This is a genomic window from Saprospiraceae bacterium (genome assembly GCA_016717265.1).
Lineage (GTDB): Bacteria > Bacteroidota > Bacteroidia > Chitinophagales > Saprospiraceae > Vicinibacter.
In genome coordinates this window covers 2,296,038-2,312,177 of the sequence record JADKFX010000001.1, presented here as the reverse complement: position 1 = coordinate 2,312,177, position 16,140 = coordinate 2,296,038, and the positions used below count along the sequence as shown (strand labels likewise).

Sequence of the window (16,140 nt, the reverse complement as noted above, 5' to 3'; positions counted from 1 at the left end):
CAGACATTTTAATCTTCTTCAGCAGGGCTACCTTCTGTTTTATTCATCATATAAGATTTTAAAAAATCGTCAATATATCCATCTAATACGAGATCCGTTTGACTTGTTTGATAGCCAGTTCTATGATCTTTAACCCTTCGGTCATCCAGAACATAAGATCGGATTTGAGAGCCCCATTCGTTTTTCATTTTAGTAGCTTCTACCTTATCTCTTTCCATAGCTAGCTTTTCCAGCTCCTTTTCGTATAATTTGGATTTTAATAACTGTAAGGCTTTCTCCCGATTTTGATGTTGTGAGCGTTCTTGCTGGCATTCAACAACGAGACCGCTCGGCAAATGCCGTACCCGCACAGCAGATTCTGTTTTATTGACATGCTGGCCACCTGCACCACTCGATCGGAAAGTGTCCCATTCTAAATCATCCGTGTTTATAGTTACCTCAATCCGATTGTCAATTAATGGATGGACGAATACAGAGGAAAAAGAGGTCATTCGTTTACCTTGTGAGTTAAATGGACTGACACGCACAAGTCGATGAACGCCATTTTCGCCCTTCAACATTCCATATGCATAATCTCCATTAATTTCGATTTCAGCCGTTTTAATTCCTGCAGCTTCTCCAGCCTGGTAATTAATTTGGCTCACTTTAAACCCATTTCTTTCGCCCCACATCTGGTACATTCTTAATAACATAGCTGACCAATCACAGGACTCCGTACCTCCTGCACCCGCATTAATCTCCAGCACACAACTTAACTCGTCTTCTGGTTTATTTAGGGTTGAACGGAATTCAATATCGTCTATTAATTGAATGCATTCCTGATACTTTTTTTCTAATTCTTCCTCAGTCGCTTCACCAGCATCAAAAAATTCCAATAAGACAACCAAATCTTCTACATTGGATTCAACATGTTGATAAGATGACATCCATTTTTTAGCCATTTTTATCTCTTTCATAATAAGTTCGGCCTTATTGGATTGCGTCCAAAAATCAGGATTCAGCGTTTGCTGTTCTTTATCTTCTACTTCTAATTTCTTTTGATCGATGTCAAAGAAACCTCCTTAACTCACTGAGTCTTTTCTTTAAATCTTTTAATTGATCTACGGTCATAGATTTGATTTAAAATGAATAAAAAAAGAGGAACCAATTTTTATTCACCGATTCCTCTTTTGTAATTTATAGATTGATTACTTTACTTTATTAACCTCGATGTAAAACATCAATTCTGAATTACCTGGAATTGCAGGAGGTGAACCTTCCGCTCCATATCCTAACTCAGCAGGAATAAACAAAGTTGCTTTTGCACCTTCATTCAAATTTGCCACACCTTCATCCCATCCTTTAATTACCTGACCTTTACCAAGTGGAAATGTAAATGCCTGACCCCGTGACCAGGAATCATCAAAACGGGTGCCATCCATTAACATACCATAATAATTTACCGATACAGGACTGCCAACTTCTGCTTTTGCTCCTGTACCTGCATCATGAACGATATATTTTAATCCGGAAGCTGTTTTAATAATATTTGCATCCAATTTTTTTGCTTTGTAATCACTTAAGATTTGTTTTGCATTCTCTGCAATTCCAGAAGCTTGCTCCATTAAAATCTTACCCTGTTCTGCTTGTTGTTTTTGATCTTCCGCAATATCTGATTGATAATCTGCTTCATTTTTTACATCTTCAAGAAAAACATGAAACTCAAGAATTTCAACATTTGGAATGCCAATTGATTTTTTCATTTGGTCATCCAATGTTTGATACACCACAATGCTATCCCCTTTTGACATAAGATGCAATGCCTCTGTAATAGGTTGCGCATTCTTTTGTTCTACTTTTTCAAGTTTAGGTAATTTGAATTTGATGACAGGTGTTTGCATTGTAGAAGAAAAGATTAATGAATCTTTACTTCTTACATGATATCTGAAATAAACATAATCTCCTTCTTTTACCAAGTCACCTGACTGGTCATTAAGGAACATCATGTCAAATCCATTCATCGTTTTTTGTTTTGCACTTTTGCAAGAATTCATAGTGGTCATCACTAAAATTCCTAAAAAGAATAATACCGTTAATTTTTTCATTGATTAATTATTAATTATTTAATTATAAACATTTATATGCGTTTGAGCAATCACTTCTTTTAACTTTTGTAAGGTATCTTCCAAACTCGATTTTGAGGAACCTCCCGAAGCATTTCGATGTCCTCCTCCATTAAAATGCTGGCGACAAACTTGTTGAACGGAGTAATCACCTTTTGATCTTAAGGATAATTTTACAATCGTAGGTTGATTCATTACCAAAGCTCCAATTCTTATAGATTTTAACATCATCAGGTAATTAATGATGCCTTCTGTATCCCCTCTTCGAATATCATAATTACGGTAATCTTCCTTTGTTAAATAAATTAATCCAAATTGATGTTCTGGTATCAATTCCATTCTATTATGAAGACAATGTCCTAATAATCTTAAATATTTATCAGGCTGACTATTATTTACAAGTTCTTGAATCCTGGTATCATCCAATCCATTGGATTTCATTTCTGCCATCATCTGAAATACTTTCGGACTCGTAGCATGATGAAAAGAACCTGTATCCGTCATTAAACCCGTATACAAACATTCCAAAATTAACTTTGACTTCAGTTTTGCAGGATTTATTTCCCTGATCAAATCATATATTATTTCAGACGTTGAACTTAAGGTATCATAACTAAAAACCAGATCTGCAAATGGTTCTGGATCAATATGATGATCAATCATTACTTTCGGCACATTGCGTTCAAGTATAAATGGGGCAATCCGATCTATTCGATCCAATGAATTAAAATCCAAACAAAATATAAGATCTGCTGATTTAATGGTTTCTTCCACCAATTTTTGATTCATATCAAAAATAAGGATCTCCTCTGTTTGAGGCATCCATTCAAAATTAACTGGAAAATCACTTGGAAAAATTACACGAACCTGATGATTCATGGATTGCAAAAACAAACTTAAAGCTAAACTAGAACCCAGGGCATCACCATCAGGATTCCTATGTGAAAGAATTACGCAGGACTTAGGAATTGCTAAGAGAGATTTAAGTTGAGGAAGTTGCTCCATAAAACGGATACAAAAATCTATAAAAAACTGCAGGCATTTTCCTTTTTATATGTTAATAAGTGCTCAAAATTGCAGATTAGAAGCATTAAAAATCAATAAACGCCATAGATTTGCCGCTCAAAATTATTAAAATGGCAACAAACAGAACATTTACTATGATTAAACCGGATGCAGTGCATTCAGGATATATTGGCGCAATACTTGATAAAATTTGCAATGCAGGTTTCAAAATTGTTGCTTTAAAATACACCAAATTATCTAAAGAAAAAGCGGGTGAATTTTATGAAGTTCATGCAGCCCGTCCATTTTATGGTGAATTAGTCGATTTTATGTCATCTGGTCCGATAGTAGCCGCAATTCTTGAAAAAGACAATGCGGTAGAAGATTTTAGAAAATTAATTGGAGCAACCGACCCTTCCAAAGCTGAACCAGGAACGATTCGTGCTTTATACGCGCGCAATGTTGGAGAAAATGCAGTACATGGCTCAGATTCTGATGAAAATGCCCAAATTGAAGGCAATTTTCATTTTGCAGGTACAGAAATCTTCTAAAAAATTTAAGAACTTAGTTGGTTATCGATTTAAATTTGATAGTTGCCTTTGAAATGCTTTAGCCTAAATTTGACTACCCTAAAGAAACCAAATACTACAAACTTTAAACTCCCTAGGTTTCAAGCTTAGTTTTAATTTTAGTTGTCGTCATCCCGATTTAGTTTTCATCTAAACTACATCCGACCAACTATTTTTTTCAAGCTACCATGAATTCATATTGCTACATCAGGATTAAACCGATTCGAAGCACTTTAAATTTTCATTAGGCATTACAAATGTGTTGCCCATTATAACTATCTGCAAATGAAAAGGATAGTTAATCTAAATGAATTTTTAGAGGCGGCATTCAAAAAATGCCTTTGCGCAAGCAATTAATCAAACGAAATATAAAACTGTTAAAATTAAATAAACTGTTAAGACTTTTTGTATATTTGGCACGATAGAATATTTTAAACTATTTTATCATAAATTCAGTAGTAGTATGTTGGTGTATAATGACAAAGGGATATCTATGTCCCAAACTAAGTATAAATTCACAAGAATTTATACCTTCCTTTTTGCCGTATGCTTGCTTCTATTCCAAAACTGCCGACCAGAAGTCAATAATGATCAGTTTTACATGCCTGCAGAATTTGAGCAGCAGGATGCAGTTTGGATGGGATGCGGCGGAAACGATGAATTTCGACAGGTACGCTATGATATCGTTAAAGAACTTTTACCTTATGTACAAATTCGGATTATTTCTCAATCTGATAGTCTGCTAAAAATATGTAAAGATTTTTTACAAAGTGATCATATAAACACGAATTTGATTCAATTTGATATTATGAAAGATAACGAATTTTGGATCCGGGATCATGGTGCCACGTTCGTTGTAAATAAACTTGGCAAATTAAAAGTCATTGATTTTGAATGGGCAAATTATGGGTATGAGGATTGGTTGAAAAATTACTATGCTGGGGATGAAATACAGGTTCAAAATGTACTCAACAAAAATCCGGAGACACAAAAGAGTCATATAGACAGCCTCATGGGTATTTTATTGGATTTAACGGTTGAAAAATCGTGGATAAAACTTGAAGGTGGCATGATCGAAGTTAATGGTAAGGGCACCATACTTTTAAATGAACCACTCACTTTAAACAGAAATAAAGGGGCTACAAAACAAACTCTGGAAGCAGAATTTGAGCGTGTTTTAGGTACGACTCAGTTTATCTGGTTACAGGATGGATTGGTAGAAGATCCTCAAATCTGTCAAACCATTACAAAAGGATATATAGCATTTGGTACCGGTGGACATATTGATGAATATGCCCGATTTTCTGATCCGAAAACAATTTTATTAGCATGGGTCTCAGAAGAAGAAAAAAATGCAAATCCAATCAACCAAATGAATTATGAAAGAATGCATATTAATTATCAAATTCTAAAAAATTCAAGAGATGTAGAAGGACATAAATTTAAAATTATAAAAGTTCCATTGCCAGATCCAATAATCCAAAAAGTACAAATAAACAAGGAGGATGAATGGGATGCATATTATAATGTACCAGAACTTATGTTTAAAGCTTCTGATGGTTGGAAAGCCGGAGATACGGCAAACAGAGTAGCTTCCGCTAGCTATTTAAATTATTTTATATCCAATCAAATAATTTTGCTTCCAACTTATATCAAATCAGGTTCTTCAATTCAAAAAGAAAATCAAGTAAAAAATATTTTTGTAAAAGCATTTCCAAATCGAAAAATTGTTTTTATAAATGCATTGCCTTTAAATTGGCGCGGTGGCGGCATTCATTGTGCAACGCAACAGCAGCCATCCAGACAAATAACACCCTAAATTAAATGGTTTCACTTAAAAAACCGAGAGCAAGAAATATCTTTTCTTATAATAATAAAATATGCCTTCGACATGCAACGCATGGTGAGTGTTTTTCACTTTAACTTTTAAGGAGATTCTTTTATTAAATGAAGCTGAGTTTAACTCTAGTGTAAAACAAAAAATCTTGTTAGAAAATTGAAGCAGATGCCTGGCAATTAAGGGAAGGTCTTCTTTGGAATAAAACTTTCCAAAAATGTTTCCACCGCAACTAAAAAAAATGATGAGATTGTTAAGGTTTTTATTTTATACTTAGAAAAAAAATATAAATTTTATCTTATTTTAATTTGCGAAAAGTAAGAAAATGCAAAATGGATTCAATTTGTTGATAGCTAAGTTTTTCTGCAGCACCATGTGTATTTTCATTTTTTAAAGCGAGCTTAGCTTTATAGGTTTCAATTTCTAATTTTGTAAAATTTGGAATACTGTCAATACCATTGCCAATAATACCATGACAATTACTGCAATTTATTTTGTAAAGAGCTTGCCCTTCATCAAGGTATGCAGTAAAATTTCGTTTGGCATCTTTTGAGATTGTATCTGGTAAATCGTAAACTACTTTATTTGAATGGCATTGAAAAACAAACATTCCGATAAATAGCATTCCAAATAAATAGTTTCTATTCATACTTCTTTAATTAATATTCACCACCAACTTTTCGCTGGTTTAACGCTTTGATTTTTGATTTAGGAAGCGCTGCTGGTGGCTCATCAAAAATAATATTTTCCGTTAAAGATTCCATAAATTGAATCAATTGAATTTTTTCAGTGTCACTCAATTTTAGAGAATCACTTGATAAGGTTTGATTCTTTAATTGAAATCCTTTGCCAACCCCTCCTCCTGCATCATAAAACTCAATGACTTCTTCCATACTTTTAAAAACGCCATTATGCATAAAGGGTTTTGTCTTCATAATATTTTTCAAATTGCCAGTTCGAAATGCATGTTTTGTCTCCTTGGCAGGATTTATTAGATACCGACCTTGATCGACACTAAGTGCTTTAAAATCTTTAGTTTGCGGAACGCCTAACACTTCAAATTCACTACCGATATAAGGAGGTTTTACACCATTAAACAACGGAACAAAATGACAGGTACCACAAGCGGCCTTACCCATAAATAAATTAAATCCATCGATTACCTGTGTATTGAGAATTGATTTATTATTCATTGCGTCATCAAAAGGCGCAGTATATTTACTAAACTGACTAAAATAAAGTATAACTGAAGCGGAAATATGTTCAAATGTAATCTCCTTACTATTCGTCCAATCAGCAAATTGTTTTAACCGCTCTTTATACTCATGGCAACTTAAAATCTTTTTTAGAATTTCCTTTTCAGTACTTGCCAGTTCTTTTGGATTCGCAATAACATCCTTAAATTGTCCGAATAGATCAATATGCTTTCCATCCAACATAAGCAAATGATTTGCATCTGCATTCAATAGTGTGGGTGTGTTTCGCGACAATAGCGTGTGCTGATCAAACTCCAAACTGCTTGTAACGGATGTATCGGTAAAAAATTCTTTAGGTTTATGACAGGACACACAGGATCGCTTATTGTTTTTTGATAGTATTGGATCATAAAATAATAATTTACCAAAAGCTCTAATTTGACTTAAGAGAGAATCATTTTTTATTCCCCTATAGATACCTTTCGTATCCTGGCCTTCATAAAGAAACTTATCAAAAATTGAACTTGCCTTATTATTCAGTGAATAGTCATTAAAATTTTCCGAAACAATCTTGTATTTGCGAATCATTTCCTGATTCATTGCAAATAATAGATTTACAAAGTCTTTAATAAAGTTATAATGATTAAATCGGTTTATATCCTGATGTTGAGATGCGATATAAGTCTCTAATTTTTTGAATCTTTTGAGATACATCTCTCCTAAGGGATAATCCTGAAATGTTTCATTGTAAGCAGAATTAATCATACTAACATGTGCTAGCATCGCTTTAAGTTCAGGGAGAATCCGCTCTGAATCCGGACATTCAAAGCCGGTTGTATAAAGCGCTGCAAGGTTTAATAAAAACAATCGATTTGCCAGAAAAAATGCATGATGATTTTTAAAAAAACGGGTGATCGAATCTTGTTTATACGGTATACAGGATTCCATAGTTAAATCAATCAAGCGAATTAAAGAATCCTTTTCAAAATTCGGTTCTTCCATATAAACGGCTGCCAAACTCAAACCAGCTCCTTCCCTTTTATAAGGCTTTTCAAATTTTTCAAAAACTTCATTTTCCCATTCTACAGGTAAAGGGCCATTTATTTTTTTATAAACAATTGGTTCAAGATACCGGAGCCAAAAATCAGCATTTTTAACATAGATACGCGTTTCATTTAAATAATTCAGAACCCTAAGTTTGCCTTCTTCTGAACTTACGTCCTCTTGTTGGATAGTAACTTTTAAATGCTGTAGTGCTCCTTCTAATCTTTCGACATCTGCCAGGTAGATTTTTTTTAAACTTGATATCTCTGCCTTTTTGAAAGAAAAAAAGAAAATTAAACCTAAGACAAATAGGCTAATGTATGTTTTGGAAGAGAATAAGATAGCTTTCAATGTCAAAATTAAGTTTTCGTCAAATTGATAATTTTAGTTAGATAAATTATTAAAAAACCAATCCATGCTTCAAAATTAAATCTATATATAAATTACTTTTTCGGTATTTTATATTGCTTATAGATTGTAGTATTTTTTAATTCGTACCCACTAATTTTAAAAATAGGCAAACCAAACCATTCAAACGTTAAAAAATTTGCTAAGAAATTATTAAATTTTACTTTTAAAACGTTTCAACTTATTGATCTTAAAATATTTACAAAAATAAGTTTTTCCTATATATTTATTACTTCCCTTTAAATAAATTATTAAAAACTTCTTGGTTTTCTCAAAATGTTGTAACTTTGGAGGGCAAGTAATACAATAACTCCTTTTATAAGTATCAGATTAAGAACATATTATATAAATTTTTATATAATATATTTTGTAATATGTTTTGATTTGATTTTGTGATTGGAACAAAAACTGACCTGAAAGTAAATGATTATTGTGGTAGGTAATCTTCTTTGTGCATTTTATGTGCTCTATTGGGGCATATGCCTTACTTGCATTCTTATTTTCCAATTCTTTAAAAAATATATACTAGCTAAAATGTCTGGCAGCTTTGTTTGCCAGCCTTCGCTATGGATACTACCAGGTTTTTATTTTCGTACCAAACATCCTTTTAGTATGCTGTTAACGTATTTAATACAGCGTGTCGTAATATTCAAACCATTAAATTATGGATACTAATTTTAAAAGTCAATCCTTGAAAACAAAGCAAACTATACATAATCTTCCTTCGTCAGTAAATTCATTTTTCACGACTGACAAATACCATACATTACAATTTCTGAAAACAATGTCGGTTACTAACTTGAATCTATCCAACCCTATGAGTATAAATATATTTACCAATTTCAAGACTTCTTTTAAAACAATATTTACAAGCATAATTCTGACTTTTTGTTTTAGCATAACTTTTGGCCAATCCTTACCTGTACCACAACAAGTTCTTACGGAAAAAAGAGTCCGCGAGACCCTAAAAGAAAATGCCGCTACGATTCGATTTATGGAAAACAAAGGACAATATCCTAATAAAGATGTCCTGTATTATTGTGAAAGCAAAAAGGGTTCTATTTATATTGAAAAAAGTAAAATACGCTTTGTAACCAGTGAATATGTTACCAAGAAAAAAGGTAAAAAAATAAACGAAAATGATAGCACTGTTTTAAGAGAAGATCAATCTGTATTGGTTGGAAGACACATTTTTACTATAAATCTAAATGGGTCTAATGAAAATCCTACATTAAACCTAGGTGCATCTTTTAGAACAAATTATAACTACATTTTAGGAAATGATCCAAATTCCTGGTTTTCTGGTATCACTGCTGCAAAAGACTTGACTTTAGAAGATGTTTATCCTGGGATAGACCTAAGGTTATATAGCACAAAAGATGGCTCACTTGAGTTTGACTGGATCATAGACCCAGGAGCAGATTACTCGAAAATCTCCATGGGATTTGAAGGGCAGGATAAATTAAAAATTAATAAAGATGGAAGTTTAAAAGTCGGTTTGCGATTTACAGATTTAGAATTTCATATTCCTGAATCCTATCAGGTTACTGACCATGGCAAAGTGGCCGTGGATTTTGAGTTTACGAAAACCAATTCAAATACGATTGCTTTTAAAACCAAATCTATAATTGATCCAAGTTTTCCTGTTGTGATTGACCCCACTTTAGTCTGGGGATCCTATATGGATGATATCGTGAGTGCTCCAAACGACTTTGATGAATATTTGTATGCTATTCAATTAGATACTTTAGATGGAATTTTATATTGTGCAGGTGCTACAAATAGACAAATTACTACAGGTACATCGCCTTATGATGCTAATGGTTATCAGAATGTCGTGACCGGACTTACAGGTGGAACAAATACAGGTGAGGCAACCTCTGTAGTATATAGAATAAATAGCACAGGAAATGATTTGTTAGACTTAACACTTTATGGTCCAGCTACAATTCCAAATAACGGTACAGTAAACGCATTCGGATTAAGTTTATCTCAAAATAGAGTTTTTATTTCGGGGATGACAGAATTAGACATTCCTCGTGTTGGTTCCCCTTTTGACAATGTCCAAAATGGTACGGATGCCTTTGTAGCTGTATTTTCTAAAGATCTAGGAACTTTACATTATGCAACTTTTTTAGGAAGTACCGGAGCTGAAACACAAGGGGCCACTTGCATAAGAGCAATATCTGATACGTCTTTTATTGTCGGTATGACAGCAAATGGAACACTTCCAAGAACTTCGCCCAATTATTTTCCAGTACAGGCAGCAGATACCACTTATGGCGGTGCTGGTGACATGTATATCGCAAAATTCAGTGGCTTAAACAATTTAGTTTGGGGTACTTATGTTGGAGGAGCCCAGGCTGATGAGTTTAATGACTTGGAAATTTTAACAGATGGTCGCGTCGCTTTTTGTGGAAATGGAGCTAGTACGCTTACAGAATTCAACTCTGCAGCTGGTAGATCAGTGGTCATTACTAATTTAGACGGAATCATCGGCGTATTAAATAGTACAGGTACAACGTTTAATTATCTTGATGAAATAGGTGGTGCAGGAAATGATAGAATTCAGGATTGTGAAGTCATAGGCTCGAAACTATATTTTACAGGTGATGTGGCCACAGGTTTTCCAACTTCATCGGGCGCATATGATGTTTCTTTTAATGGAGGGGGAACAGATGCGATAATTGGTGCTGTGGATGCTGCAGGTACTACCGGTTACATAGCTACATTTTATGGGACAACATCCAATGATTTAGGAAATGGAATAAAACAAGTTACCCAATCCGATTGTGGAGGTGATAGTACCACAACATTTTTATTAATTTGGGGTACCGTTGGCGGAACTGGTTTGCCAACCATAAATCCTAGTGGTGAGCCCTTTTATGATGCTTCACATAATGGTGGAACAGATATGTTTTTTGCAGGCTTTCCAAATGCTCTAAATACTTTACTTTACGGCACTTATGTAGGTGGATCCGACAATGATTATCTGGGTAACATTGGCGATCCAAGAGGTTCAAACCAATTAAATGTTTACGGAAGTAATATTTATGTAGGAACTACTATCCATAGTTCCTCACATACTCCGAATGCTATATTTGGCGGTTTTGATGGAACTAAATCTAATGGCACAGATGATTCCCATATCATTTTTCAATTAGAGCTACCATCCATTGTTCAAACAGATTATGGCGATATTCCATTGCAGTGGGGGAAGCCTTCACATACTATCGATTGTGAGAATTTATATATTGGAAATTTAGATGGTGAATTAGATATACAACCAAACCTCCAGGCAAATGGTGATGATTTAGCAGGGATTGATGATGAAGATGGTGTATTGACATTGGGTTCACTGGCCGCTGGCGGACCTCAGGATATTAGCATTACCATAGACAATATTCACAATTCAACTGGCCAAACTGCAAATTTGTATGGCTGGATAAATTTAGAAGGTACAGTACGTTTTCAAGCCAATGAATTTGTTTCAACTACCGTTGCAGATGGTTTTACAGGTTCGAAAACATTAACTTGGACGGGAGTTACCATTTCAGGTCCTGATTCCAATCGTTTTCTAAGAATTCGATTAACCACCAATAATCTTCAAGATGATGTCTCAACTACTGCCTTTGACGAACGTTCTTTTTTATCCGCATCAAACGGTGAAGTTGAGGATTATTTACTTGGAAGTTTTTATCTTTCTTGCCCATTAGATACAACGCTTGGTACCTGTCTTAGCCAAACATTAGTAGATTCATTTTACACTGCTTGGTTAGCTAAAGGTGTTGGTGGTGGTGGATGTAATGGAGTACTTTCTAATAATAGTACAGGTGCACCTTCTGCTTGCGGTGGTGCAAAAACGGTCGTATTCACATATATCAGTGATTGCCCTTTAGATACCTTGACCTGTTCTGCAGTCTTTACGGTTTCAACACCAACGGCAGTAGCAATTACCTGCCCTGCCAATCAAAGTGAAATAGCATGTCAAACACAAGCAGCAATTAATTCAAAATTTGCGACTTGGTTAGCACTAGCCAGTAAAAGTGGAGGCTGTAATGCAGTCTTAAGCAATAACAATTCTGGTGCACCAAATGCTTGTGGCGGAACCACAACAGTGACATTTACAGTAACCAGCTCCTGTGAAGCTAATAAAACCTGTACGGCAAGTTTCGGTGTCGCAGCACCTGCAGCCATTGTATTGACCTGTCCTATAAATGTTACAGAAGTCGCTTGTCAAACACAAGCATCCATTAATACTAAATACGCAGCTTGGCTTGCAACTGCCACAAAATCTGGTGGTTGTAGTTCAACCCTAACAAATAATAGTCCTGGAAATCCAGCTGCTTGCGGTGCTACAGTAACCGTTACATTCACCGTGACAAGCACTTGTGAAGCTACCAAAACATGCACTGCTAGTTTTACAGTGACATCTTCACCGGTTGTATTAACATGCCCGATTAATCAAGTGGAGGCAGCTTGTCAAACACAAACAGATATAAATACAAAATATGCAACCTGGCTAGCTTCTGTGTCTACCAGTGGTGGCTGCAGTGCGAGCTTAACGAACAATAGTACAGGAGCACCAGATGCTTGCTTGGGTGGAACAAAAACAGTGACTTTTACGGTAACGAGTACTTGCGAAGCAAATAAAACTTGCAGTGCAACATTTGCCGTTACTGCTGCAACACCGGTAGCACTTACTTGTCCGACAAATGTTACGGAAGCTGCTTGTCAAACACAGGCAACAATAAATTCTAAATTTACAATCTGGCTAGCCTCTGCTACAAAAAGTGGTGGTTGTAATGCCATCTTAAGTAATAATAATACAGGAGCCCCCAATTCTTGCACCGGTGGTACGGTAACTGTAACATTTACAGTGACGAGTAGCTGTGAAGCAAATAAAACTTGCAGCGCCACTTTTGGGGTCACTGCTGCAACTCCGGTCGCCCTTATTTGTCCTTCAAATCAATCAGAGGTTGCTTGCCAAACCCAAGCTGCCATTGATTCAAAATTTACTACCTGGTTAGCTTCTGCTGTTTTTGCCGGTGGTTGTAGTGCCGCAATTTCAAACAATAATACAGGGGCTCCAAATGCATGTACCGGTGGTACTGTAACGGTAACTTTTACGGTAACTAGCACTTGTGAAGCAAATAAAACATGCAGCGCCACTTTTGGAGTAGCTGCGGCTACGCCTGTGGCCTTACTTTGTCCAACGAATCAATCAGAAGCAGCTTGCCAAACGCAAGGAGCCATCGATACGAAATTTGCAAGCTGGTTAGCTTCTGCAGTTTTTGCTGGTGGTTGTAGTGCTGCTATTTCAAATAATAATACCGGTGCTCCTAATGCATGTACCTGTGGTACTGTAACAGTTACGTTTACGGTAACTTCTAGTTGCGAATCAAACAAAACATGTAGTGCTACTTTTGGGGTGACAGGAACACCATTGATTGTTTTAACCTGTCCAACTAATGTAACCGAAGTAAAATGCCAATCTCAGGCAGCAATTGATACAAAGTATGCCACCTGGCTTGCAACAGCAGGTTTTACTGGTGGTTGTAGTGCTGTTTTAACAAACAATAGTCCAGGCACACCAAGTGCTTGTGGAGCAACAAATACTGTAACATTTACGGTAACCAGTACTTGTGAACCAAATAAAACATGCTCTGCAATTTTTGCAGTGACATCCCCTACTCCGGTTGTCATAAATTGTCCTACGAATGTAATAGAAGCTGAATGCCAAACACAAGCTGCCATTGATACTAAATTTGCAACCTGGCTTGCAACCGCTTCATTTACAGGCGGCTGCAATGCAGCCATGATAAATGACAATACTGGGGCACCGCTAGCTTGTGGTGGTTCAAAAACAGTAACATTTACTGTAGTAAGTACCTGCGAACCTACGAAAACCTGTTCAGCAGTATTTACAGTATTAGATGCACCCGCTGTTACTTTAACTTGTCCAATCAACCAAACAGAAGCAGCTTGTCAAACCCAGGCAGCTATCAATACCAAATTTGCAACATGGTTAGCATCCGCAGCCTTTACAAATAGTTGTAATGCTGTAATCAGCAATAATAATTCAGGTGCACCTGCAGCTTGCGGTGGCACTACTACTGTTACGTTTACGGTTACAAGTACCTGTGAAGCACCAAAAACATGTTCGGCAACATTCTCTGTTACGACTGCTACTCCCGTTGTTTTAACCTGTCCGGTAAATCAAGTGGAACCACCATGTCAATCAGAAATAGTGATTGAAACAAAATTCAATACCTGGTTAGCAACGGCATCTTTTACGGGGGTTGCAGTGCTGTAATGACCAATAATAATGCAGGCGATTTTCCATCATGCGGCGGTAGTAAAACGGTGACATTTACAGTAACCAGTTCTTGTGAAGCACCAAAAACTTGTTCGGCTACATTTACTGTTGGAGCAGATACTATAAAACCTACATTTACAAAACCTGCCAATATAACGATCTATAAAAGTTCAGATATCCCAGATACAACGACCCTGGTAAATTATGACTTTAACTCTGGCACTAGTTATTCAAGTTTATGTCCGGCACTTTTCGCAGGAATTACTTCTGATGTAGATGCAAGTTCAAACTCTTATAAATTTACAACAGGCACTTCAACCGGTACCTTAGCATATACTACAAATGCTATTGGAGGAAAGGGATTAAGGGTTGACACATCCAATGTGACAGGTCATTGGCAGTTTAATCTAGCGGGTGATAATTTAACAAAATGTACAAATTTTGCAGTATATATTCAAGCAAAGAAAAATGGAACTGGAAGTGCGGATACATTAAAATTTCAGCATAGTTTAAATGGAACTACCTGGACAACATTCAGAACAAAAGCACTCACTGTAGGAACATGGATTCAAGACACCGCAACGGTACCAGGAATTGCAAATCCTAGCAATTTATATTTGAGAGTTACCTATTCAGGAGGATCGAATACCAATCCCAGAGATTTATATATAGACAATTTTGAGGTGCGGGCAAATGTATGTTGTACGTTTGATGCATCACCAAATGTAACAGGTGATGTAACCGATGAATTTGATAGTTGTAATCCAGATATTCAAGCAACGTATTGTGACTCCCTTATTGCTACTCCTTGTGAAGGTTCTCATTTAATTTATAGAACCTGGACTTTACAGGATAGTTGTGGAAATCTTGCAGATGATCAGATCCAGGAAATTACCATTAGCGATACTACCCGCCCAACATTTGATGTGCCTGCAAATATTACAATTTACAAAGGGGGTGCTGTTGCAGACACCCATACTTTAGTAAATTATAATTTCAATAGTGGACAATCTTATTCTAAATTATCGCCAATGTTATATTTTGGCGTGGAATCAAAAATAGATACAAGCTCTAATGTTTTTAAAATTGATACAGGTACTGTAACAGGTCCATTAGCGTTTACAACAAACCTCGTTGCTGGTAGATCTTTGCGCGTAGATACATCCAGTAATCCAGGCTACTGGCAATTTAATATCAAAGGAAGTACACTCCCAATTTGTAGTGATTACTTTGTGTATACCCAGGCCTATAAAGAAGATGCAGAAAGTGCTGATACCTTGCATTATGAATATAGTTTAGATAGTATCATTTGGACAAAATTTAATTCCTATAAGCTCACTTTAGATACCTGGGCAGAAGACACTGCAAAAATTCCATTTACACAAAGTGTTTCTAAATTATACCTGAGAATTAGTTATTCCGGAAGTATTGGAGGTGGTATAAAACCGATTTACATAGATAATTTTCAATTGCGTGCTTTCATCAATTATGATTCCTGCGGATTTGATGCATCTCCTGAAATTACTGGCTATCCTACAAACCTTCAAGATAATTGTGATACGATTCCATCATCAACGTATGTGGATAAAGTGCTTACCGGAGATTGCCCAGATGAAATGATCATTGAAAGGTCGTGGGTTGTTTCTGATGATTGTAATAA

The 16,140-nt window shown here is 35.7% G+C and carries 9 protein-coding genes (1 of these 9 cut by a window edge); 4 read left to right on the top strand and 5 right to left on the bottom strand.

Features of this window, described 5'->3' with window-relative positions:
• Positions 1–8 precede the first annotated feature (8 nt).
• From prfB to IPO86_08820, 3 genes are all read right to left on the bottom strand, one after another.
• Positions 9–1,110 (bottom strand): peptide chain release factor 2 gene (gene prfB / locus IPO86_08830; protein MBK9728205.1). Its coding sequence is split into 2 segments (ribosomal slippage): positions 9–1,061 and positions 1,063–1,110, totalling 1,101 coding nucleotides; the frame shifts between segments, so codons are not numbered across the junction.
• A 77-nt stretch (positions 1,111–1,187) separates the two neighbouring features.
• Entirely contained in the window at positions 1,188–2,084 is an 897-nt protein-coding gene (locus IPO86_08825; protein ID MBK9728204.1) for an FKBP-type peptidyl-prolyl cis-trans isomerase, read from the bottom strand.
• An 18-nt stretch (positions 2,085–2,102) separates the two neighbouring features.
• On the bottom strand, positions 2,103–3,107 hold the full coding sequence (locus IPO86_08820; protein ID MBK9728203.1) for a DHH family phosphoesterase: 1,005 nt from the start codon (positions 3,105–3,107) through the stop codon (positions 2,103–2,105).
• A 131-nt stretch (positions 3,108–3,238) separates the two neighbouring features.
• On the opposite strand from IPO86_08820, the gene IPO86_08815 reads away from it, so the two are divergent.
• Positions 3,239–3,658, top strand: coding sequence for a nucleoside-diphosphate kinase (locus IPO86_08815; GenBank protein ID MBK9728202.1), 420 nt, complete (start codon positions 3,239–3,241; stop codon positions 3,656–3,658).
• A 619-nt stretch (positions 3,659–4,277) separates the two neighbouring features.
• Positions 4,278–5,495, top strand: a complete 1,218-nt coding sequence (locus IPO86_08810) for an agmatine deiminase family protein (GenBank protein ID MBK9728201.1) — start codon at positions 4,278–4,280, stop codon at positions 5,493–5,495.
• 316 nt (positions 5,496–5,811) lie between these two features.
• Here IPO86_08810 and IPO86_08805 read toward each other — a convergent pair whose 3' ends face one another.
• Both IPO86_08805 and IPO86_08800 read right to left on the bottom strand, forming a co-directional pair.
• Entirely contained in the window at positions 5,812–6,162 is a 351-nt protein-coding gene (locus IPO86_08805) for a c-type cytochrome (GenBank protein ID MBK9728200.1), read from the bottom strand.
• 10 nt (positions 6,163–6,172) lie between these two features.
• On the bottom strand, positions 6,173–8,104 hold the full coding sequence (locus tag IPO86_08800; protein MBK9728199.1) for a cytochrome C peroxidase: 1,932 nt from the start codon (positions 8,102–8,104) through the stop codon (positions 6,173–6,175).
• Positions 8,105–8,978: 874 nt separating this feature from the next.
• Between IPO86_08800 and IPO86_08795 the strand changes: the two genes are divergently transcribed.
• Both IPO86_08795 and IPO86_08790 read left to right on the top strand, forming a co-directional pair.
• Positions 8,979–14,477: a hypothetical protein gene (locus tag IPO86_08795; protein ID MBK9728198.1), complete on the top strand. Its 5,499-nt coding sequence runs from the start codon at positions 8,979–8,981 to the stop codon at positions 14,475–14,477.
• Positions 14,477–16,140 carry the 5' portion of an HYR domain-containing protein gene (locus IPO86_08790; GenBank protein MBK9728197.1) on the top strand. The gene runs 21,118 nt beyond the window's last position, so only the first 1,664 of its 22,782 coding nucleotides appear in the window; the start codon lies at positions 14,477–14,479; its stop codon lies off the right edge, out of view. The genes IPO86_08795 and IPO86_08790 overlap by 1 nt, the downstream gene beginning before the upstream one ends.